We start from the raw sequence: 21,184 nt of genomic DNA on the forward strand, positions 1-21,184 counted from the left end.
AACCTGTGACCTCCTGCTTGTAAGGCAGATGCTCTCCCAGCTGAGCTAATCCTCCATGCCGTTATGCGTTTCAACAACTATATTAGTATACCTAAAAACAACAAAAAAAGTCAACGAAAATCGTCGACTTTTTTTAATTTTTTTATTTATTTATTCTGGATTATTACTATTATCTTCTGGTTTCATAGTTGGGAACAATACGACATCACGAATTGTAGGTGCGTCTGTTAGCAACATAACCAAACGATCGATACCAATACCTAGTCCACCTGTTGGAGGCATACCGTATTCCAAAGCTTCAACATAATCATTATCGATTCCTTCGGCTTCGTCATTACCTTCATTTCTTTCAGCAACTTGAGCTTCAAATCTTTCACGTTGGTCGATTGGATCATTTAATTCAGTAAAGGCATTACCGTATTCATGACCTAGAATATAAACTTCAAAGCGATCTACAAATCTAGGATCTTTCTTATTCTTCTTAGCTAAAGGTGAAACTTCAATTGGATAACCATAAATAAATGTTGGTTCTTTAATGTTATCTTCAACAAATGTTTCAAAGAACTCATTAATAATGTGGCCAACTTTCCAATATTGTTCATAGTGAACATTATTTTCATCAGCTAATTTACGTGCTTCATCAATTGTCATTTCTTTAGTAAAGTCAATTCCAGTTTTTTCTTGGATAGCAGCAACCATCGAAATGCGTTTGAAAGGCTTACCTAAATCAACATCTTCACCTTGATAAGTAATTTGAGTTGTTCCAAGAGCCTTTTTGGCAGCATGTCTGAAAATTCCTTCAGTTTCATCCATAACATCATTGAAATCAAAGTATGCAGCGTATGTTTCCAATGAAGTGAACTCTGGACTGTGTTGTGTATCCAAACCTTCATTACGGAAAACACGGCCAATTTCATAAACACGTTCAAAACCACCGACAACCAATCTCTTCAAAGGTAGCTCCAAAGCAATTCTTAGATACATATCCTCATCCAAAGCATTGTAATGAGCAATAAATGGTTTAGCGTTGGCACCACCGGCTTGAGCATTCAATGTTGGTGTTTCAACCTCTAAGAAATCCTCACCATCTAAGTATTCACGAACTGCTGAGATAATCTTTGAACGTTTCTTAAAGCGATCAAAACTATCATCATTAGCAATAAGGTCAAGATATCTTTGACGATATTTTTGTTCAACATTTGTTAAACCATGGAATTTATCTGGCAATGGACGTAATGACTTAGCTAACATTGTTACCTTTGTAGCCTTAACAGTCAATTCACCCATATCAGTTTTCATAACGTGGCCTTCAATACCTAAATGATCACCAATATCAGCGCGCTTAAAGATATGATAGTTTTCTTCTCCTACCTCATCTTTACGTACATAAATTTGGATTTTTCCGCTTCTATCTTTGATATCAGCAAATCCAACTTTACCTTTACCACGTTTAGTCATCATACGACCAGCAATAATAACTGGAGTATTTTGTTCTTCAAGGACTTCTTTGTCCTCTTCGTTATATTTACTGTGAAGTTCCTCTGTTAAATCAGTTCTAACAAAGCGTGAACCATATGGATCTACACCTTCATCATATAATTCAGCTAGCTTCTCACGTCGAACACGTAGCTGATCGTTCATTTCTTTTCCTTGCTTATTCTTTTGGTTTCCCAAACTGTTCTCCCCCGTTTCTATGAAATCCTTGCTGATCTTGCTTCTCGTTTTTCATAACTTTCAACAAAATCATCTAATATATCAAATACTTCTTTCATGGTATCAACTTGCACGACCTTAGCACGGGTTCTTACGGCATGTGGAATACCCTTTAGATAGTATGCTGCTTGTTGACGAAATTCTGGTACGCCAACATGCTCACCCTTTAAGTCTACCAAACGTTCCAGCTGAAGTTTAGCTATATTAATTTTTTCTCTAATAGATGGATCAGGAATAATTTCTCCTGTACCAATATATTCTTGCATTGCACGCAGTTTCCAAAAGTTACCTAGTACTGCACGGCCCACCATGGCTGCATCAGCACCAACTTGTTCAATCATCGCTTTAGCATCTTGTGGAGTTCTTATATCACCATTTCCCATAAAAGGAATCGTCAAGTTTTGAGCTACTTCATGCAGTATATCCCAATTGGCATGTCCTTGATAAAACTGTGCACGAGTTCTCCCATGCATAGCAATCGCAGCCGCACCACCTTCTTGAGCAGCCAAAGCATTTTCAACTGCAAAAAGATGATCATCATCCCAACCAGTTCTCATCTTAACGGTTAATGGTTTATCAATGGCTGAACTGACAGCCTTAACTACTTCATAGATTTTATCAGGATCTAATAGCCATCTTGAACCAGCGTCAATCTTGACGACCTTTTTAACTGGGCAACCCATGTTGATGTCAATAATATCAGCAGCGGTATTTTCGGAAACAAATTTTGCAGCGTTAACTAACGATTCTTTGCTCCCTCCAAATAATTGAATACTAACTGGATGTTCTTTAGGATCGACCGTCAACATATCTAAAGTTTTATTATTATGATATTTGATACCTTGGTCACTAACCATTTCACAGACAACTAACCCAGCGCCAAACTCCTTAGCAGTTAATCTAAACGATGCATTAGTTATTCCGGCCATCGGTGCAACAACAAGTTGATTAGGAATTGTTACATTTCCTATATTCCATTCCATATTGCTTACCTCTATTTTTAAACAGAATTTCTGCTTAGAAAATATTCTTTAATTACAACTTGCAATAATAACAAATTTTTAGCGTTTATGGCAAACGTGATTACTTCTTTTCCGCAATAATTTCTTTTAGGTCTTCTTCTGAAAATTGATATTTATTATTGCAGAATTTGCAGACAGCCTCAGCTCCATGATTTTCATCGATCATAGATTGAAGTTCATCTTCAGAGATAGTTGCTAACGACTTAGCGAATTTTTCTTTAGAGCAATCACATTTGAATGCAATTGGCATTGTATCAAGTACTTTCATTTCAATACCATTCATTAATTTACCTAAAACCTGCTCGTTTGTTAATCCTTCGTTAAGAAGAGTAGATAAGTTTGGAATGATTTTTAAATTATTTTCTATTTTTGTAATATCATCATCATTTGCTCCAGGCAATGTTTGAATCAAAAATCCTCCGGCAGCTCCGACTGTTTCATTCGGTTGAACAAAAACTGACACTCCGACGGCTGAAGGAATCTGTTCTGATTTAGCCATATAGTATGTAAAATCAGCTCCAATTTCTCCAGAGACAATTGGTACTTGTCCTGTAAATGGATCTTTCATATGTAGATCTTTAGTGATACTCAAAGTACCATTAGTTCCGACGGCACCTTTAACATCTATATGGTGATCTTTATTCAAAGGTAAACTTACATGTGGGTTTTGAATATATCCTTTTACTGTACCAGAGGCATTAGCATCTACAACAATAGCTCCAGCAGGTCCATCAGCGACCACTCTTGTAGTTAAAACTTCATCTTCTTTGAGAGTAGATGTAGCAACAAGAATTGATCCTATCATTGTACGACCAAGTGCAGCTGTAGAGTTAGACCAAGTATCATGTCTCTTTTGTGCTTCTGCAATAGTATCTGTAGCATTGATAACATAAGTTCTAAATTTTCCATCAGTTGAAACTGATTTAGTTAACGTATCTGTCATTGTAATCTCCCATTTTTCCGTTCAAAAAAGCGACTCAAACGAGTCGCTTTTTTTATTTATCCTGATTATCGTCATGATTATTTTGATCGTCTGAATCATCAGCATTTGGCTTATCGTCACTAGTGTTACTATCTTTTTCTGAAGGGAATTCTGTCTTGTTAGTATCATCGTCATCATTCTTTGTATCTTCAGATTTTTGTTTAGCAGCATCTTTAGCTTCAACAGCACGTTTAGATTGTTCAAAAGTAGCAGCACTCTCACTTGGGAATTCTTCTTTCAAATCATCAGCAGGCATCTTACCTGTATTGAATAGACTTAAGATTTCCTTCTCATCAAGAGTTTCATACTTGAGCAATGCTTCAGCAATCAATTTATGTTGTTCACGGTGGCTCTCGATAATTTCACGAGCTTGTTCGTGTCCTTCATCCAAGAAGCGTTTAACTTCTTGATCAATTGCGTTAGCAGTTTCTTCTGAATATGAAGGTTCAGCACGGTAGCTTCCACCACCAAATGGTTGACCATTCTTTTCAAGTTGAACTTGACCTAGTCGATCAGTCATACCATATTCAGTAACCATTGTACGAGCAATTTGTGTGGCTTGTTCAAAGTCATTTGAAGCACCTGATGATTGTTGACCAAAGATAATTTCTTCAGCTGTACGACCACCAAGTAAACCAGCAATTTGCTCTGTTAATTCCTTCTTAGTAATCAAGTTTTGATCATCTTTAGGAAGCATGATGGCATAACCACCAGCCTTACCACGAGGTACGATCGTAACTTTTCTAACTACTCGTGAATCACTTAAGACTAATCCGATCAAAGCGTGTCCAGCCTCATGATATGCAACCATGTGACGTTCCTTATCAGAAATCACACGATTCTTCTTAGCTGGTCCTGCAATAACACGATCTTCAGCTTCATCAATATCTGATGGATCGATCTTTTGCTTACCACGTCTAGCGGCAACTAAGGCAGCTTCGTTTAGTAAGTTTTCAAGGTCAGCACCAACAAAACCTGGAGTTTGTTGAGCAATAACCTTTAAATCAACATCATCTGTAAATGGTTTATTTGTAGCATGAACTTTAAGAATAGCTTCACGTCCCTTAACATCTGGACGACCAACTAAAATCTTACGGTCAAAACGGCCTGGACGTAATAGGGCTGGATCAAGGACATCGGAACGGTTAGTAGCAGCCATAACGATGACACCTTCATTACCTGTAAATCCATCCATTTCAATCAATAATTGGTTAAGTGTTTGTTCACGTTCGTCGTTACCGCCACCAGTACCTGAACCACGTTGACGACCAACGGCATCGATTTCATCGATAAAGATGATAGAAGGAGCATCTTTTTTGGCATTTTCGAATAAATCACGAACACGAGATGCACCAACACCAACAAACATCTCAACAAAGTCTGAACCAGAAATTGAATAGAAAGGAACCTTTGCTTCACCAGCTACGGCCTTAGCAAGTAAAGTTTTACCAGTACCAGGAGGACCTTCTAGTAAAACACCTGATGGAATTCTGGCACCAAGTGATACGAATTTTCTTGGATCTTTTAAGAACTCAACAACCTCAACAAGTTCTTGCTTTTCCTCTTCAGCACCAGCGACGTCAGAGAATCTAACTTTATTCTTTTTAGGATCTTCGGGTTTAACTTTAGATTTACCAAAGTTCATAACTCGATTTGATCCTCCACCTTGTCCACCTCTTCCCATCATTGCAAAGATAATGAAGAAGAAGAGAAGGAATGGCAATACTAAGGTTAGAATCAATGAAATCCATTGTGAGGATTGTGATTTAGGAGCAGCTGTAGTCTTTACGTTTTTAGATTCAGCTGCGTTATTGATTCGTTTTAAAGTATCGTTATTAGGCAACACAGTTGAAGTAAATTGTGTTACTTTCGATGATCTAGTCGATTGTCTACGGCTAAATAGTGAAACTGACTGAGTAGCCGTAGTCTTTTGAGCTTTCTTGTATTCACCAGTTACTTGATAAGCTCCTCCGATAGGCTCGATTTTAAAACTCTTAACTTTCCCTTTATTAAGTTGAGTAATAAATTGATCTTGACTTAGTGTTTTAGATTGATCTGAGGATTGACCGCCAGCAAACCAACTTGCTGCAAGCACTAAAACAACAAAGAGCAAGATGTAAAACAGGCTATTATTAATTAACCTATTTCGATTGTTTTTCATACATTTCCTCCTAATTAATTAGACGCTACATATTGTAACATTGGTGGATATTAACGCAATAATAATTATACCGCTATCCTGATTATTTTGTTGTATAAACCTCTGGCTTTAAAACACCAACATATGGCAAGTTACGATAATGTTCATCAAAGTCCATTCCGTACCCAACAACAAAGGCATCTGGTATTTGAACACCAACATAATCAACATGTACATGCTTGATTCTTCTAGCTGGTTTATCTAAGAATGAAACGATTCTGATCGATTTGGCGTTACGTGTTTTAAATAACTCGATCAAACGATCCAAAGTATATCCTGTATCAATAATATCTTCGACAATAACTACATCACGACCACTCAAGGGTGTATCCAAATCCTTAATGATTCTAACTTCTCCAGTAGTTGATGTATTCTCACCACCATAACTGGAAACATCCATGAAGTCATACTCCATTGGTATATCAATGTTTTTAACTAAATCCATCATGAACATAGCTGCACCACGTAAGATACAAACAAACAAGGGATTCTTGTCGGCATAGTCTTTGGTTAGCTCGTTACCTAGTCGAATATTTGTCTCTTCGATTTTTTCTTGTGATACTAGAACCTTTTCGATATCTGAATTCATTTTTTTACCTCATCTAAAGTCTATTTTGAAACCATAATTACCTTGCTTAAAATAATCGCTTATCTTATAGATTTTTTCAACCCATACTATTTGATTATCGAATAACAAAATAATTGATCGATCTCTTTGATATTCTGGTACTTTTTTGTTGATAAACCTTTTACTCAATTTTTGATGAAGATTATTACCTATTGCTAATTTATCACCAGCCTGTCTAGTTCTAAGCATAATTTGCTCAGGCATTTTTTCCACTACTATGTCAGCTTCTGAAACAGGTACTTTTTTTACAACTAGATTATACCCGTTAATTTTAATCGGTTGGTTGACTTCAATCAATTTTTTTAAATTAATTTTAGAATCCATTTTCTTGATTTCAAATCGCTCATACGATCTTTGGAAAACCCAATTATCCTCCAAATCAACAAGAGCATTAGGACGATTATTTTCAATAACATCGATAATCTGATCGATCTGCTTGTTGCTAACAGAGATATCTAAATTTCGTGTAAAAAAGCTACCCCAAAATAGCGTTTGCTGATTATGATCTAATTCTTCAACCGGAGATAATTCTCCTGACAAATCATGTAGTTTCATATCATTTTCTATCTTGGAAAATTTCTCCATGGCTAAAGATATAAGTGCATTCATTTGTTGATCAAATAATCTAAAGTGCGATAATACCTGACCATTTTCTTTCTCTAGTTCTGGAAAAATATTATTTCTTAATCTATTACGCATTGTAATATCTTCAAAATTGGTTTCGTCTTGAACGAATTTTATTTCTCGTTTCTTAGCATACTTTCTCAAATCAGATTTACTAAATTTCAATAACGGTCGAACTAATTGACCTACTTTGAAATTACGTTGTTGTTTTAAACTTGTAACTTCAAAAACATTACCAGAACGTATCATCTTCATAAGAATGTTTTCAGCCAAATCATTCCCGTGATGTGCAGTTAACAACGTATCATAGTTATCTTGATCCATGATTTTAGCAAAGAAATCATATCTAAATTGCCTTCCTGCTGCTTCCATACCCATATCAGGTGAATGTTTAGTCCATTTAGTCGTATAAAATTTAAAGCCTTTTTCTTTGCAAAAATCTCTCAAAAATCTTACTTCACTAGCACTTTCTGGACGTAGGTCATGGTCAACATTAACAACCCCAAACTCGTTTTTTGGTATTAATTTACTAATTATGGTTAATAAGACCATTGAATCAACACCGCCAGATACAGCAATCAAAATTCTCTTGGCTCGATATCTTTGTAAGACTTTTTTCACAGTTCCAATTAATTCATTCTCTATTCTCATACTGTCCTTCTTAATTTATTACTATTTAGAAAAAAAAGGCGCTCCGCCTACAATGTAAACGAAACGCTTTTAATTTAATTAACTTCTGCGACCGCCGCGACCACCGCGTTTACCTTCAGTATTTTTACGGATAGTAGTCAATCTTTCTTCACTTTGTTTCATGAAATCAGACATCATATCATCAAAATTTTCCACTGGTTTATGTTGTGGCTTTTTCTCAAAATGACGCTTAGGTTTTGGTCTATCACTTGCTTGTTTGATCGATAATGCAATCTTATGATCCTTTTCGTTAAGAACTAAAACTTTTACAGTATCACCGACAGTTAAGACATCGTGAATATCTTTGACGTAGCCATCAGCAATTTCACTGATGTGCACCATTCCGCTTTGTCCTTCGCCTAAATCAACGAATGCTCCAAAATTTGTAATTCCAGTAACTTTACCTTCTGTTTTAGATCCTACTTCAACTGTCATCTAAATAAAAAAATCCCTTTCCCTATTTTTGAAAAGTATTGGCTGAATCAGGCAAGTTATAAACTTGTTCACCTGGTTTAGAGTACATATACTTTTCACGAATATATTTCTCTAGATAGCTCTTGTCACTAAGTTGTGCTTTTTCAACTTTCAAACTGCTCTTTGTTGCTCTTTGCTTCTCTAGTTTTTTCTGACTAACGGCAATATTATCAACCGTTCTAGAATAAGCTTGATGAGCATTGATTATTTGAAATCCCAGCACACAAATCACCAAAGCAAAAATAACCCCAATAGCCGTCAATCTACGTTTATGAATCTTTTTAACGTAATCGATTCGACCAGTATTTTTAGAAGTATTTGTATGTTTCGGTTTAATTACAGAAACATTTGAATTAGCTAATTTATGTACTTCCATGTTGCTACACCCCTAGGAATTAATACATTGAGTATACCAAGTTTTCATAGTGATTTGAACCGTTTTCTATGCTTTTTAATCTAAACACAACATTTAATCGATTTCTTCGTACATCTCTGTTGAATCACTCTTTTTAGTTGTTTCTTTAATATTCAAGATTCTAACTTTCATAGTTCTTTCACCAAAGTGCATTTCCAAAACATCCCCAACAGAAACATCAGTTGAAGACTTAGCCACACGGTCATTAACATTTGCTCGACCGTTATCGGCAAATTCCTTAGCGACGGTTCTTCTCTTAATAATACGACTTACTTTCAAAAATTTATCTAGTCTCATTCTACTTAATCCTCATAATCTTTATAATTAGTTTTCCCATCGGTAAAATTTCCCATTCTGATTTTTCTAAAACTTTCCATGCTTTAGACATCAATAAATAGATCAATACCCCGATTGGAATTAAAATCAAATTTATCAACACACTACTACCACGTGTTAAAGGTAAATAATGTGTCATAAATTTTTCTAGTGCTCTAATACATAATGCCATGAATAGTCCTAAAGAAAGGACTTTGAAAGTGAACTCTCCACTTATCAGTAGATTTTTTCGATCACCTGTATAGATGATCAACAACCCGACCAATATAACCAACTCACTCAAGACAGTTGCAAGAGCTGCCCCAACAATATGGAAATGTGGTATAAGAACAACATTCAAGACCGCTTTAGCTACCAATGATACTAAAAATATTAACAATTTAATAATATTTTTTTCATTGTCACTACTTGTTACGGCAATCAACAAGTTTATTCCTGAAACAATAACTATCGACAACATGTATACTCCTAACGCAAACGAACCATCTGCATTAGTAAATAGCATCGTGTTCACAATCGGCATCAAAGAAATCAATCCAGCCGTTTCAGCGGTCGCCAACCATAAACATACTCGCATCATTTTTCCAATAAGTTGTTTATTATTGTCAAATTTATTAGATTTCAACTGCGGCATAATCGCTGAAACAAATGACAATGAGATAACTATCCCTAATTGGATCAATGGTTGGGCTCGATCGAAAATACCTTTTAGTATCTCAGCTTCAGGAAGTGATTTACCTGATTTCATCAATAATCTCAACATCGAAAATGAATCAATAAACTGATAAAAAATTGTTATCCCAGTAAAGATAATTATCAAAACTATCTCTAACGATAAGCCCTTTTCAAATTTTAGTCCTATATTACTGTCATCTTTTACAAAGGGACGTTTTATAAAAAGTGAGATCATCAAAATAATTACGGCAAACAATCCACCAACAAAAGCACCACCGTTTGCAATTGTTCCCATTTGATACTCACTAAGTAACCCTCTACCAAACATCATTGCTGCACCAATAATTACAATTATTCGTACTAACTGCTCTGAAATTTGTGATATGGCACTTGGTTCCATAATTAATTCACTCTGGAAATACCCTCGGATACTAGCTTCAAAAGGTATTAGTAAAAAGGTTAACGAGACTGCCCTAACTTCATGATAAAGATTGGGGTCTCCCATAAAGAACGCTAACTTGTGAGCTGCTATCCATAAAGATGCTGTAATCAAAACACTAATAATCATTAAGCTTATAAATGTTCTTTTCATTAACTCACTTTTGGCATTAATTCCAGATTGTTGCGCAAAAACTTTGGAGATAACTACTGGCAATCCTGATAATGCTAAAACAGAAAATATCCCATAAATTGGATAAACCTGTTGATAAATAAAATAGCCCCTATCCCCAACAATATTTTGTAAAGGTATTCGATATATTGCGCTCAATAATTCCGAAAACAATGAGGCAATCGTCAGAATCCAAGTCCCCTGTATGGCTCTTGAGGTTTCTTTTCTCATTCTTTTGTTTTAACTTTCTTTAATTTATCGAACTCTTTTTCCATCTTTTGAGCAAATGTTTCAAATTGTCCAAACCACTCATTCTTTTTAACACTTCCTGAATCCAAAGTTATTTTGAATTCATCGTTATTGTTATGAACAGTGGCCTTCATGCTTGTATTACCTAAGAATTTGAATACTAGATCTCCTGTTAAATAGTCATTTGCTTTTTTAGAGAATTTAACATTGATCATTCCGTTTCTCATAACAACACTGTTAATAAGTGATTCATCCAACGATGTTTTCAACAAGCTAATATCTAATAAGTTTTGAACTTCATCAGGATACTTACCAAAACGATCTAACAACTCTGAACGAACTTCTTGGTAGTTTTCTTTTGAATCTATTTGGCGAATACGTTTATACAATTCAACTTTTTGACGTTCATCACTAATATAAGTTTTAGGAATATAAGCTTCCAATTCCAAATTAACTTCAGAATTAGTTTTCTCAGCTTTAGTATGGCCTCTCTTTTTAGCAACTGCATCATTAAGCATCTGTGTGTATAGATCAAATCCAACTGAATCAATAAATCCATGTTGTTGCTTACCTAATAAATTACCTGCACCACGAATCGACAGGTCACGCATAGCTATTTTGAAACCAGAACCTAATTCGGTAAAGTTTTTAATAGCTTCCAAACGTTGTTCACCTACTTCGGTCAATACCTTATTAGGTTTATACATCAAGTATGCATAGGCAACTCTACTAGAACGTCCTACACGACCTCTGATTTGATAAAGTTGTGATAATCCATATCTATCAGCATTTTCAACGATCAAGGTATTGGTATTAGGCATATCAACACCCGTTTCAATAATTGTCGTTGTCACTAATACATCATAATCACCATTTAAATAGTCGGATATTACGCCTTCCATTTGTGTCTCAGTCATACGACCGTGAGCTGTTGCAATTCTTGCTTCTGGAACTAAGGCTTGCAGTTGATTAGCAACTTGCTCCATATCTTCCACTCGATTATGAAGATAAAACACTTGTCCACCACGTTCCATCTCACGCTTTATCGCACTTGCAATAACTTGATAGTTTTGTTCCATTACATAAGTTTGAACGGGATATCGATTACTTGGAGCCGTTTCGATCAAAGATAAATCACGTACACCTAGCATAGACATATTTAATGTTCTTGGAATTGGTGTTGCCGTTAATGTCAATACATCAACATTTGACTTCAATTGCTTGATTTTTTCTTTGTGTTTAACTCCAAAACGTTGTTCCTCATCAATGATCAAAAGACCAATATCATGAAATTTAACATCTTTTGAAAGCAATCTATGTGTCCCTACGACAATATCAATATCACCTGATTCCAACTGTTCAACGATTTCTTTACTCTGTTTACGAGTCTGGAATCTAGATAACATCCCAATTTCAATTGGAAAACCTTCAAAACGTTCTTTCATAGTTTCGTAATGTTGTTGAGCTAACAAAGTGGTTGGGACTAAAAATACTACTTGCTTGCCGGCCTCTGCTGCTTTAAAGGCAGCTCTTAATGCAACTTCAGTTTTACCAAAGCCAACATCCCCAACTAATAATCTATCCATCGGATGATTTTTTTCCATGTCGCGCTTTATTTCATCAGTTGAACGTAATTGATCAGGTGTTTCTGGATAAGGAAAGGCATCGTCAAATTCATGTTGCAATTCGTCATCTTTAGGAAAGGCGTATCCTTTAGCAGCTTCTCTTTGAGCATACAGATCAATCAAATCATCAGCAATATCTTCAATACTAGATTGAACTTTTCGTTTCGTCTTTTGCCATTCATTCCCACCAAGTTTATTAACTCGTGGAGATTTACCTTCGGCTGAGACGTACTTTTGAACCATATCAAGTTGAGATACAGGAATAAATAATCGTCCATCGTCTCGATATTCGATCGTAATATAATCTTGATGTTTGCCATCGACTTCCATTGTCTGCATACCAATAAACTTACCAATACCATGGTTTACATGGACAACATAGTCCCCTGGTTTCAACTCGTTATAGCTCTTTAAACGTTCAGCATTGGCTAAAGTTTGATGACGTCTTCTTTTAGGTTGTTTATTAAACAATTCCTTTTCAGTAATAATAGCAACTTTTTCTTCAGGCATCTCAAAGCCTAATCCCAAACTGGCATTCATAATTTGGGTCTGATGCTCAATAACCTTGTCATCAGTCAAAGTAGCTTTAATACCAAAATCTACCAAAGTATTATTTATCGCTGAAATTCTCTTTTCATTATTTATTAATAAGAGAACTGTATACTTCTGTTTTTGCCAACGCTCGACTTCGGATTTGAGTAGTGGCATCTGACTGAAAAACTGCTGCATACTTCTAACAGGAACATTTTCCAATTGATTTAATCGAATATGACCCATTCCTTGTTGAAAGGCTGATAAATAAATTTGTGGGTTCTTATTATCTTTTAAAACATCAACAAATTCTTGACGAATCGTCTGTTCAGGTAAACTTTTCCCATACTCCAATTGACTTGCTAACCAAGATTGATTATCTGCCAAATTATCTTTTGACTGTTCGACCAAACGATTGTATTCATTAAAGATGATCAAATCACCATCACCTAAATAATCGATCAGGCTGCTAGGTTCAGCAATCAAATAATTAATAATGCTTCCGATATTATCTGGTCGCATCTTTTCAGATAGCTCTTCAATAATTTGTCCAAAGGCAATTTCTAAGTTATCTTTTGTGTCTTTATCAGCGGCCTTTAACTGCTTATCGTGACTCTTAGTTAGTTTTTTTAGACCGGCAGCAATTTGTTCATCAGTAATCACTCGATCATTGGCTGGAGATATATTTATTTGATCCATCTCTTTTAAGCTACGTTGTGTTTCTGAATCAAAAGATTTAATCTTCTCAACTTGATTTCCGAAGAAATCTATTCTGATAGGATCATCAACATCTAAAGGATAAATATCGACAATATCACCACGTATAGCAAAATCTCCAGGCTTAGCAACCAATTTGTCTTTGTTGTAACCCATTTGTACAAAAGTACTATTTAGGTTTTCTAAGTCATACTCTTCATCCTTGATGATGTTCAGCTGTGCTGCTTTGAAAAGCTCTTTATCTGATAAAGCGTATTCCAATCCTGCCACAGAAGTAACGACTATCCCTGGTTTATCGCTGATCAAAAAATTCAACGAATCTAGGCGTTGGCTTAATTCATCTGGAGAACTTGTTGCTATTTCAGTCGATATAGCTTCTTCAACTGGGAAAATATGTACATTTTCACTATCAAGAAGGTTTAAGTCATCATATGTTTTATTAGCATGAAAATTAGTATTTTCCACCAATATTATTTTCTTATTCGTTTGTTTTAATGATTCCAGCACAAAAAGGGAAATCGTTGAGCCAGTTAGACCAGTCAGCATGTTTTTAGTTGCTGGCTTGACTTGGCTGATAAATTTCCCTAAATCTAACTTTTTAGCAATAAAATCTATTAAGTTCAATTTTGGCCCCTTTATTGTGAGCTGCTTTTATGAAATAAATTCTTCACACAGCAGCTTTTTGTTTTTAAACGGGCTCTAGTTTGGATAACCTTATTACCTTAAATATTTGTCGTATCCAAGCTACGCCCTAGTTATATTTATTCATTAATTGATCAAAACTATCTCCAGCAATCCAATCTTTGACTGCATCGGCAGCTTTATCTATCCCTGCCAACGCTACTGGCTCGTTATCTTTTGTAAATGGTGTTAAAACCCAATTTACAACTGTTTGCTTTTGAGGATGTTGGATACCTATTTTGATCCGTTTGAAATCTTTTGTCCCAACAGATGAGATTATACTCTTAATTCCATTATGACCACCTGCTGAACCCTTGGCTCGTAATCTTACTTTACCTATAGGCATATCAAGGTCATCTTGAATAACCATAATTTCCTCTGGTTGAATTTGATAATAGCCCATCAAGAATCTGACAGCTCTTCCAGATTCATTCATAAATGTTAAAGGTTTAACTAAAAATACCGTCTCGCCATCCACTTTAAATTTACAATACTCAGCTTCAAAATCTTTTTTAGTTTGTGTCTGAGCATATTCTTCCATTAATTTGTCAATCGTCATAAAACCCATGTTGTGTTTTGTGCGATCATATTTTTTACCGGGATTTCCTAAACCAACGACTAATTTCATATTAAATACCTCATTTCGAACTTCAATTATATCATTTTCAAACTAGCTAATTTTTACTTTTTTTGCAATGCCCCTGTTTATTTTCATGCTTTATTTGTATAATTATATTCGGAACATATTTATTTTGAAGGGATGATATTTAATATGACGACTCCAACAAACGAAAAGAATCATCAAAAAGTACTTCTAGTCGGTGACGGTGCTGTAGGTTCAACATTTGCTTACGCTATGACACTACAAGGTATTGCACAAGAACTAGTTATCTGCGATATCGCTAAAGATAAGATCAAGGGTGACGCAATGGATCTTGCTGATGCACTTCCATTCTCATATCCTAAGAACATTCACGCTGGTGAATACTCAGATGCTAAAGACGCTGATCTTGTTGTTATCACTGCTGGTGCTCCACAAAAACCAGGTGAAACAAGACTAGACCTTGTTAACAAAAACCTTAACATCTTGAAGACAATTGTTGATCCAATCGTTGAATCAGGATTCAATGGTATCTTCTTGGTTGCCGCAAACCCAGTTGATATCTTGACATACGCTACTTGGAAACTTTCAGGCTTCCCTAAGGAACGTGTAATTGGTTCAGGTACATCACTAGATACTGCTAGATTACAAAAATTCGTTGGTGAAGAACTTGGAATCGATCCTCGTTCAGTTAACGGATACATCATGGGTGAACACGGTGATTCAGAATTCGCTGCATGGTCACATCTATCAATCGGTGGCGTAACAATGGCTGAATGGATGGAAAAACATCCAGAAGTTACACAAGATACTCTTGACGCTATCTACAAGAAAGTTGTTAACGCAGCTTACGACATTATCAATACTAAGGGTGCTACATTCTACGGTATCGGTACTGCTCTTGCAAGAATTTCAAAAGCCTTGCTAAGTGATGAAAACACAGTTCTTCCATTATCAAACATGATGAATGGTGAATATGGCGTTTCTGATATTTATATCGGTTCACCTGCTATCATCAACCGTAAAGGTCTAAAACAAATCATCGAAGTTCCATTGAATGCTGAAGAATCAGAACAAATGAAGAAATCAGCTGCAGAACTTACAAAGATTCTTAAAGATGGTTTTGAAGCTACAGGTATCAAAGGTCGTCAATAATCTTTAATATTGATAAAAGAATGCTTAGGCATTCTTTTTTTTTGTGAAATTATACGGTATGATTGATTTCATATAGTTAGATAGGATGTGAAATATATGTTAGTTAAGTCATTAGTACTTAAAAAAGACAAGTTAGTCACAGTAAAAGAAACTGTAACACTTGAAGAGGCTTTAAAGGTTCTTGAAGATTCAGGTTTCAGATGTGTTCCTATTTTAGATGAGAGTGGTCAAATATTCAGGGGAAATATTTACAAGATGCACATCTATCGTCATAAATCACGTGGGGGAGACATGAGTCTTCCCGTAACAACTTTGATGAAGAATGCAACAAAGACGATCAATGTTGATTCACCATTCTTCAAGGTATTTTTCAATATTAAAGATTTGCCTTACATTGCTGTTTTAGATGAATCAAACATGTTCTACGGAATCTTGACCCATGCTAGTCTTTTAAGCATGTTATCAGACGCTTGGAATCTTGAGGTAAGTAGTTATGTCCTAACAGTCAGTTCTACTGGTGAACGTGGTGATCTAGCTAAAATGTTAAAGATCATTGCCAAATATGTTTCTATTTCAGGCTGTATCACATTGGATGCTAAAACTAATGAAGTAGTAAGAAGAAATTTATTCACCTTACCTGCTGAAACAACGATTGAAGATTTGAAAAATATCATCACGCGCTTAGAGAAAAAGAGCTTTATAGTTTCAGAAATAGATGATTTAAATTCCGGAAAAATTTTAGATAAACATACGCTATAAAAAAATAAGCCAACCACAACCTGGTCGGCTTATTTTTTTTACGCTTTTATACCATTTAAATCTGTAATAATTTTATCAAATTCTGGATCATCAATTGTACGAATATCAAATAGAATACTCTCATCATGAACTCTAGAAATAAGTGGATATTTAGCATATTTCAATAATTTATCTAACTTAACTACCGGAATATCTGATTCAAGACTGATCAAGTATGTTGGTAGTTGAACATCTGGGAATGATCCACCACCAACAACTGTATGTCCAGCTACTATTTCAGCGTTGAATTTTGTTTTATCTTTGATCAATGATAACAAATTTTCAGCGCGTTCTTTGAGCTTATCTTCAGTAACTGTTAAAGCATTCAAAACAGGTATTTCTGTCATAGCTTTTTTAGGATCTCGATAAATTTTAAGAGTTGCTGTTAAAGCTGCTAAAGTCATCTTATCAACACGTAAAGCCCGCAAAAGCTGATTATGTTTCAATTTGTCGATGTACTCTTGTTTACCAGCAATTACACCTGCTTGAGGTCCTCCAAGCAGTTTATCTCCTGAAAACATTACTAAATCACAATTTTGCAATTCTTGTCTAATAGTTGGTTCTTTACCTAATCCATATTCAGACAAATCAAGCATCAATCCGCTTCCTAAATCATTCATTAGTGGTAAATTATATTTATCGGCTAGTTTCTTTAGATCTCTAGAATCAGGAGTCTCAGTGAATCCGATCACCTTATAATTACTTGTATGAACAATTAAGAATCCACCTGTATTTTCATTGATTGCATTTTCATAATCACGTAAGTGAGTCTTATTAGTCGTACCTACTTCACGCAAGATCCCACCTGTTGAAGTAATTATGTCAGGAACTCTAAATGAGCCGCCAATTTCAACCAATTGGCCACGAGATGTAATGATTTCTTTATTACTAAAGAAAGTACTCAAAACTAACATTACAGCCGCAGCATTATTATTTACTACAATCGCATCGTCTGCACCAGTTAATTCACTAACTAATTTACCAATTGCTTTATAACGATCACCACGTTCACCTATGGTAATATCGTATTCCAAATTAGTAGCATTACTTGCAATTGAATCAATCGCCTTACGTGCTGATTCAGCTAATTTTGCACGACCTAGATTGGTATGCAAAATAACTCCTGTAGCATTAATAACTGGCTGCAATTCTAATACTCTATCATCGTCAAGTTTACTTAGTAAATCTTGATACATGCACTCAATTGAAACTTCTCCAGGATCTGTAATATCGCCACTCAAAATAGATTTTCGAGCATCTTCAATTACTTCCTGGACCAAATTTTTCAATTCATTAGAACCGACTGTATCTTCCAGATTTGTGATCTTATCTGAATTCAACAAATCGTTAACTGATGGTAAGCTTCTGAATAACTTTTTTTGATCCATTACAATCCCCTTCTATAGATATCCATAAATTCTTTGATTGCCTTTAAGAAAGTATCCACTTCTTCATCGGTATTAAAACTCGACAACGAAATTCTGACAATACCTTGTTCTACCGTACCATATCTTTCATGAACTCTTGGTGCACAATGTGCACCTGGTCTTGTAGCAATTTGATAATTATCCCAAAGCCATTGACTGACTTCAGCGGAATCAATATCGCCAATGTTAAAACCAACTGTACCAGTGATCTCTGCATTCAACGGTGTATAAATTCTAATTTCTGGATATTGTTGCAAAGTTTTCATAATTCTTGAAACTAAGCCATTAATATAATTCTTAATGTTACTAATACCCTTTTTATTAAGATAATCGATTCCGGCAGATAATCCAACTATTCCAGGTACATTCATCGTTCCTGCTTCAAGACGAGTTGGGAAAAACTCAGGCATACTTGTGTTAAATGAATCAATTCCTGTACCACCACTTTTTAGCGGTTCAACTGGAATTGGTTTTCTGAAACAAATTCCACCAATGCCTTGTGGACCATATAATGACTTATGGCCTGTGAAGCAAAGGACATCGATTTTATCTCTTTGAATATCAATATCCTCAACTCCAGCTGTTTGTGCTGCATCAACGATCAGCAATAAGTTATGCTTTTGACAAAATTCACTGATCTTCTTTATAGGTAAAACATATCCCGTAACATTAGATGCATTGTTACAAACAACAGCTTTAGTATTTGGTTTTAAATATTTTTCAAAATCTTCAACACATAATAAACCGCTCTCTTTATCAAAAGTTACATAATCAACGTCAACATTACGATTCTTCTTTAATTGAGCCAACGGTCTCAAAACAGAATTGTGCTCATAATCAGTTGTTATGATATGGTCTCCTTCTTTAAGGATACCTTTTAGAACGGTATTAAGGCTCTCAGTAACATTAGTTGTAAATGTTACTAAATCATTAGAAGGGACATTAAATAGCTTTACAAGCTTGTCTCTTGTCTGATTAACGATAACCCCACTATTGACACTAAATTCAGATGAATCACGTCCAGGATTACCATAAAGTCCACTTACTAAAACTTTAGAAACACTTTCTCCAACTTCTTTAGGCTTAATTGCAGTTGTTGCAGCATTATCAAAATAGATCATTACAATCCCTTCTTTGCTAAAATTCTCATATTTTCTTTTCTACGAGTAAATCCAAGTTTATCCATGTATTCAAGAATCATCATTCCATACTTACGACTTGCACCAGTCAAATCTCTGAATTCGGCTAAAGTCATTGTTTCATTTTTCTTCAAGTAATCGATAACTTGTTTTGAAACATCGTCAAAGGCGGATTTTAACATTACGTTTCTTTCACCTAAACGAATGACTTCTTCTCCTTCAATAGATTTAAGAACCTCGGCTTTAGTGTCGTCAGATCCTATTAGATCTTCAAAGTTAGGTGGCATCAATGGAGATTTATTAAGTTCTTGAATAATATCTTCATGAGCTTTCTTTTGATACTTATTATATTTAACTTCAAAGTCACCTGCAGAAACTAATGATCCTAATAAATTGATTTCTTTACGTTCAGCCATCTTATTTAAGATTTTTTCCATAATCTTACTATTATCGACTGTACCCTTAAACTTAGTGATCAATTCTTCTTTAGGCATACCTTTTAGTAATCGATTCTTTTTATGATAATTCCAAAGAGTATCAAGAATTTCTTTATCAAACTCTTCTAACTTAGATTTTTTAACAATCAGATTGGAAATTTTAATAACTTCTTTTTCCTCTACTAATTGACTGACCATTTTTTGAACATCATCATTTGATAAGTTCAAATAATCAGCCAAACCAGGGATTTTTGATCCTAAGGCACTTTGATTATCCAGAAAATCCAAAACTATTTGTTCTTGATTTCCAGACGCCTTAACTGATAACTGCTTCAATATTTTTTCATTAAAGCGACGATGCTTAGCTGGATTAGGGTCAAGCACACTACCTCCACCAATCAAAACCATTGGTGAATATGTACGTAAAATATAACGGTCACCTTTTTTAACAGCAACTGGTTCTTCCAATCGAAGTTGAAGATAGTTATCTTTGTCAGCATCGATTTGATCAATTCCTAACGGAACCACACGGGCAATAATTTCACGAGCACCTAAGTAAACTCTCACACGAGTCCACAATCCTAATAGTGCAGGATCTTTGTCTGGTAACATCTTATAGTCAACATCAAGCATCCACGTTTTCTTAATGTTATCAGGAAGTGTTAAAACATCCCCACGTCTAATATCAGAAGTTTTAATATTAGCCAAATTGATAGCTGTTCTAGTTCCAGGTTCAGCTTTTTTAACGTTCTTATCGTGAACTTGGATATTTCTTATTTTAGTTTGCTTGCCACTTGGAAAAGCCTCTAAAGTCATATCCCCATTAAGTTCACCTTCAAGTAGTGTCCCGGTAACAATAGTACCGAATCCCTTAATGGAAAATGAACGGTCAACATTGATTCTTGGAATACCGTTTGTTTTCGGTTTCTTAATATTCTCAACCTTTTCGTCCATTACCTTTATTAGCTCTTTCATACCGGTTCCACTAATTGCATCCACTCCAAGAATTGGAGCATCAATATTATGCTTATCTAAGAAATCTTTTACATCTTCTGTAACAAGCTCTTTCATCTCATCATCAACAGTATCGATCTTACTCAAAACAACGATATAATTGTCGATTCCAAGTAATGACATAATATCAACGTGCTCAATAGTTTGCGGCATGATTCCTTCAGCAGCATCAACAACTAAGAGGACTAAGTCTATTCCACTAAGTCCTGCAATCATATTTTTTAAAAATCTTTCATGACCAGGAACATCAACAATACCTACTTGTTCATGATTCGGTAAATCGAAAAAAGCGAAGCCCAAATTAATGGTTAGGCCTCGCTTTTTTTCTGCTTCTGTGGAATCAGTATCGATTCCTGTCAAAGCTTTGATTAAAGTAGTTTTACCGTGATCAACATGTCCTGCAGTCGCTATAATTATTTGATCTTGACCTATTGTTTCCAT

General features: G+C 35.2%; 17 protein-coding genes. 2 read left to right on the forward strand and 15 right to left on the reverse strand.

The window, feature by feature from the left end; all coding sequences use genetic code 11:
* Positions 1-150: 150 nt before the first annotated feature.
* The 12 genes from lysS to pth form a co-directional block, all read right to left on the reverse strand.
* Positions 151-1,641: a lysine--tRNA ligase gene (gene lysS / locus FC72_RS03150; protein ID WP_201781790.1), complete on the reverse strand. Its 1,491-nt coding sequence runs from the start codon at positions 1,639-1,641 to the stop codon at positions 151-153.
* Between the two features lie 50 nt (positions 1,642-1,691).
* Positions 1,692-2,696: a tRNA dihydrouridine synthase DusB gene (gene dusB, locus FC72_RS03155; protein ID WP_057764701.1), complete on the reverse strand. Its 1,005-nt coding sequence runs from the start codon at positions 2,694-2,696 to the stop codon at positions 1,692-1,694.
* A gap of 100 nt (positions 2,697-2,796) precedes the next feature.
* Positions 2,797-3,678, reverse strand: a complete 882-nt coding sequence (gene hslO, locus FC72_RS03160) for an Hsp33 family molecular chaperone HslO (protein ID WP_057764703.1) — start codon at positions 3,676-3,678, stop codon at positions 2,797-2,799.
* 52 nt (positions 3,679-3,730) lie between these two features.
* Positions 3,731-5,878, reverse strand: a complete 2,148-nt coding sequence (gene ftsH / locus FC72_RS03165) for an ATP-dependent zinc metalloprotease FtsH (RefSeq protein WP_057764705.1) — start codon at positions 5,876-5,878, stop codon at positions 3,731-3,733.
* 82 nt (positions 5,879-5,960) lie between these two features.
* Positions 5,961-6,506 carry a hypoxanthine phosphoribosyltransferase gene (gene hpt / locus FC72_RS03170; protein ID WP_057764707.1) on the reverse strand — a complete coding sequence of 182 codons (546 nt, stop codon included), beginning with the start codon at positions 6,504-6,506 and terminating at the stop codon, positions 5,961-5,963.
* A 9-nt stretch (positions 6,507-6,515) separates the two neighbouring features.
* Positions 6,516-7,820 (reverse strand): tRNA lysidine(34) synthetase TilS, encoded by a 1,305-nt coding sequence (gene tilS, locus FC72_RS03175; RefSeq protein ID WP_057764708.1) that lies wholly within the window; start codon positions 7,818-7,820, stop codon positions 6,516-6,518.
* Positions 7,821-7,898: 78 nt separating this feature from the next.
* Positions 7,899-8,294: a S1 domain-containing RNA-binding protein gene (locus FC72_RS03180; protein ID WP_057764710.1), complete on the reverse strand. Its 396-nt coding sequence runs from the start codon at positions 8,292-8,294 to the stop codon at positions 7,899-7,901.
* A 22-nt stretch (positions 8,295-8,316) separates the two neighbouring features.
* Entirely contained in the window at positions 8,317-8,709 is a 393-nt protein-coding gene (locus tag FC72_RS03185) for an FtsB family cell division protein (protein WP_057764712.1), read from the reverse strand.
* Between the two features lie 93 nt (positions 8,710-8,802).
* Positions 8,803-9,045 carry an RNA-binding S4 domain-containing protein gene (locus FC72_RS03190; protein WP_057764720.1) on the reverse strand — a complete coding sequence of 81 codons (243 nt, stop codon included), beginning with the start codon at positions 9,043-9,045 and terminating at the stop codon, positions 8,803-8,805.
* 1 nt (position 9,046) lies between these two features.
* On the reverse strand, positions 9,047-10,600 hold the full coding sequence (locus FC72_RS03195; protein WP_057764722.1) for a polysaccharide biosynthesis protein: 1,554 nt from the start codon (positions 10,598-10,600) through the stop codon (positions 9,047-9,049).
* Positions 10,597-14,115, reverse strand: a complete 3,519-nt coding sequence (gene mfd, locus FC72_RS03200) for a transcription-repair coupling factor (protein WP_057764723.1) — start codon at positions 14,113-14,115, stop codon at positions 10,597-10,599. Before mfd ends, FC72_RS03195 begins: the two co-directional genes overlap by 4 nt.
* A 127-nt stretch (positions 14,116-14,242) precedes the next feature.
* Positions 14,243-14,800, reverse strand: coding sequence for an aminoacyl-tRNA hydrolase (pth, locus tag FC72_RS03205; protein WP_057764725.1), 558 nt, complete (start codon positions 14,798-14,800; stop codon positions 14,243-14,245).
* A 144-nt stretch (positions 14,801-14,944) separates the two neighbouring features.
* Between pth and FC72_RS03210 the strand changes: the two genes are divergently transcribed.
* Together FC72_RS03210 and cbpA are read left to right on the forward strand one after the other, a co-directional pair.
* Complete coding sequence (locus tag FC72_RS03210; RefSeq protein WP_057764727.1) at positions 14,945-15,928, forward strand: L-lactate dehydrogenase; 984 nt, start codon at positions 14,945-14,947, stop codon at positions 15,926-15,928.
* 96 nt (positions 15,929-16,024) lie between these two features.
* Entirely contained in the window at positions 16,025-16,687 is a 663-nt protein-coding gene (gene cbpA, locus FC72_RS03215) for a cyclic di-AMP binding protein CbpA (RefSeq protein WP_057764729.1), read from the forward strand.
* Positions 16,688-16,725: 38 nt separating this feature from the next.
* Here the strand turns inward: cbpA and selA are convergent, their stop codons facing one another.
* From selA to selB, 3 genes are read right to left on the reverse strand one after another with little or no spacing between them, the layout of a single operon-like run.
* Positions 16,726-18,114, reverse strand: a complete 1,389-nt coding sequence (selA, locus tag FC72_RS03220; RefSeq protein ID WP_057764731.1) for an L-seryl-tRNA(Sec) selenium transferase — start codon at positions 18,112-18,114, stop codon at positions 16,726-16,728.
* Positions 18,114-19,274 carry an aminotransferase class V-fold PLP-dependent enzyme gene (locus FC72_RS03225; protein ID WP_057764733.1) on the reverse strand — a complete coding sequence of 387 codons (1,161 nt, stop codon included), beginning with the start codon at positions 19,272-19,274 and terminating at the stop codon, positions 18,114-18,116. The genes selA and FC72_RS03225 overlap by 1 nt, the downstream gene beginning before the upstream one ends.
* Positions 19,274-21,184, reverse strand: a complete 1,911-nt coding sequence (selB, locus tag FC72_RS03230) for a selenocysteine-specific translation elongation factor (RefSeq protein ID WP_057764735.1) — start codon at positions 21,182-21,184, stop codon at positions 19,274-19,276. The genes FC72_RS03225 and selB overlap by 1 nt, the downstream gene beginning before the upstream one ends.

It is taken from the genome of Companilactobacillus tucceti DSM 20183, from assembly GCF_001434665.1.
Taxonomy (GTDB): domain Bacteria; phylum Bacillota; class Bacilli; order Lactobacillales; family Lactobacillaceae; genus Companilactobacillus; species Companilactobacillus tucceti.

What these genes read in the sequence shown, in the direction of transcription:
- lysS (WP_201781790.1), bottom strand. Translation starts at nt 1,641, where the DNA reads ATGAACGATCAGCTACGTGTTCGACGTGAGAAGCTAGCTGAATTATAT.
- FC72_RS03210 (WP_057764727.1), top strand. Translation starts at nt 14,945, where the DNA reads ATGACGACTCCAACAAACGAAAAGAATCATCAAAAAGTACTTCTAGTC.
- FC72_RS03180 (WP_057764710.1), bottom strand. Translation starts at nt 8,294, where the DNA reads ATGACAGTTGAAGTAGGATCTAAAACAGAAGGTAAAGTTACTGGAATT.
- FC72_RS03195 (WP_057764722.1), bottom strand. Translation starts at nt 10,600, where the DNA reads ATGAGAAAAGAAACCTCAAGAGCCATACAGGGGACTTGGATTCTGACG.
- FC72_RS03185 (WP_057764712.1), bottom strand. Translation starts at nt 8,709, where the DNA reads ATGGAAGTACATAAATTAGCTAATTCAAATGTTTCTGTAATTAAACCG.
- tilS (WP_057764708.1), bottom strand. Translation starts at nt 7,820, where the DNA reads ATGAGAATAGAGAATGAATTAATTGGAACTGTGAAAAAAGTCTTACAA.
- FC72_RS03225 (WP_057764733.1), bottom strand. Translation starts at nt 19,274, where the DNA reads ATGATCTATTTTGATAATGCTGCAACAACTGCAATTAAGCCTAAAGAA.
- selA (WP_057764731.1), bottom strand. Translation starts at nt 18,114, where the DNA reads ATGGATCAAAAAAAGTTATTCAGAAGCTTACCATCAGTTAACGATTTG.
- selB (WP_057764735.1), bottom strand. Translation starts at nt 21,184, where the DNA reads ATGGAAACAATAGGTCAAGATCAAATAATTATAGCGACTGCAGGACAT.
- FC72_RS03190 (WP_057764720.1), bottom strand. Translation starts at nt 9,045, where the DNA reads ATGAGACTAGATAAATTTTTGAAAGTAAGTCGTATTATTAAGAGAAGA.
- pth (WP_057764725.1), bottom strand. Translation starts at nt 14,800, where the DNA reads ATGAAATTAGTCGTTGGTTTAGGAAATCCCGGTAAAAAATATGATCGC.
- hpt (WP_057764707.1), bottom strand. Translation starts at nt 6,506, where the DNA reads ATGAATTCAGATATCGAAAAGGTTCTAGTATCACAAGAAAAAATCGAA.
- cbpA (WP_057764729.1), top strand. Translation starts at nt 16,025, where the DNA reads ATGTTAGTTAAGTCATTAGTACTTAAAAAAGACAAGTTAGTCACAGTA.
- hslO (WP_057764703.1), bottom strand. Translation starts at nt 3,678, where the DNA reads ATGACAGATACGTTAACTAAATCAGTTTCAACTGATGGAAAATTTAGA.
- ftsH (WP_057764705.1), bottom strand. Translation starts at nt 5,878, where the DNA reads ATGAAAAACAATCGAAATAGGTTAATTAATAATAGCCTGTTTTACATC.
- dusB (WP_057764701.1), bottom strand. Translation starts at nt 2,696, where the DNA reads ATGGAATGGAATATAGGAAATGTAACAATTCCTAATCAACTTGTTGTT.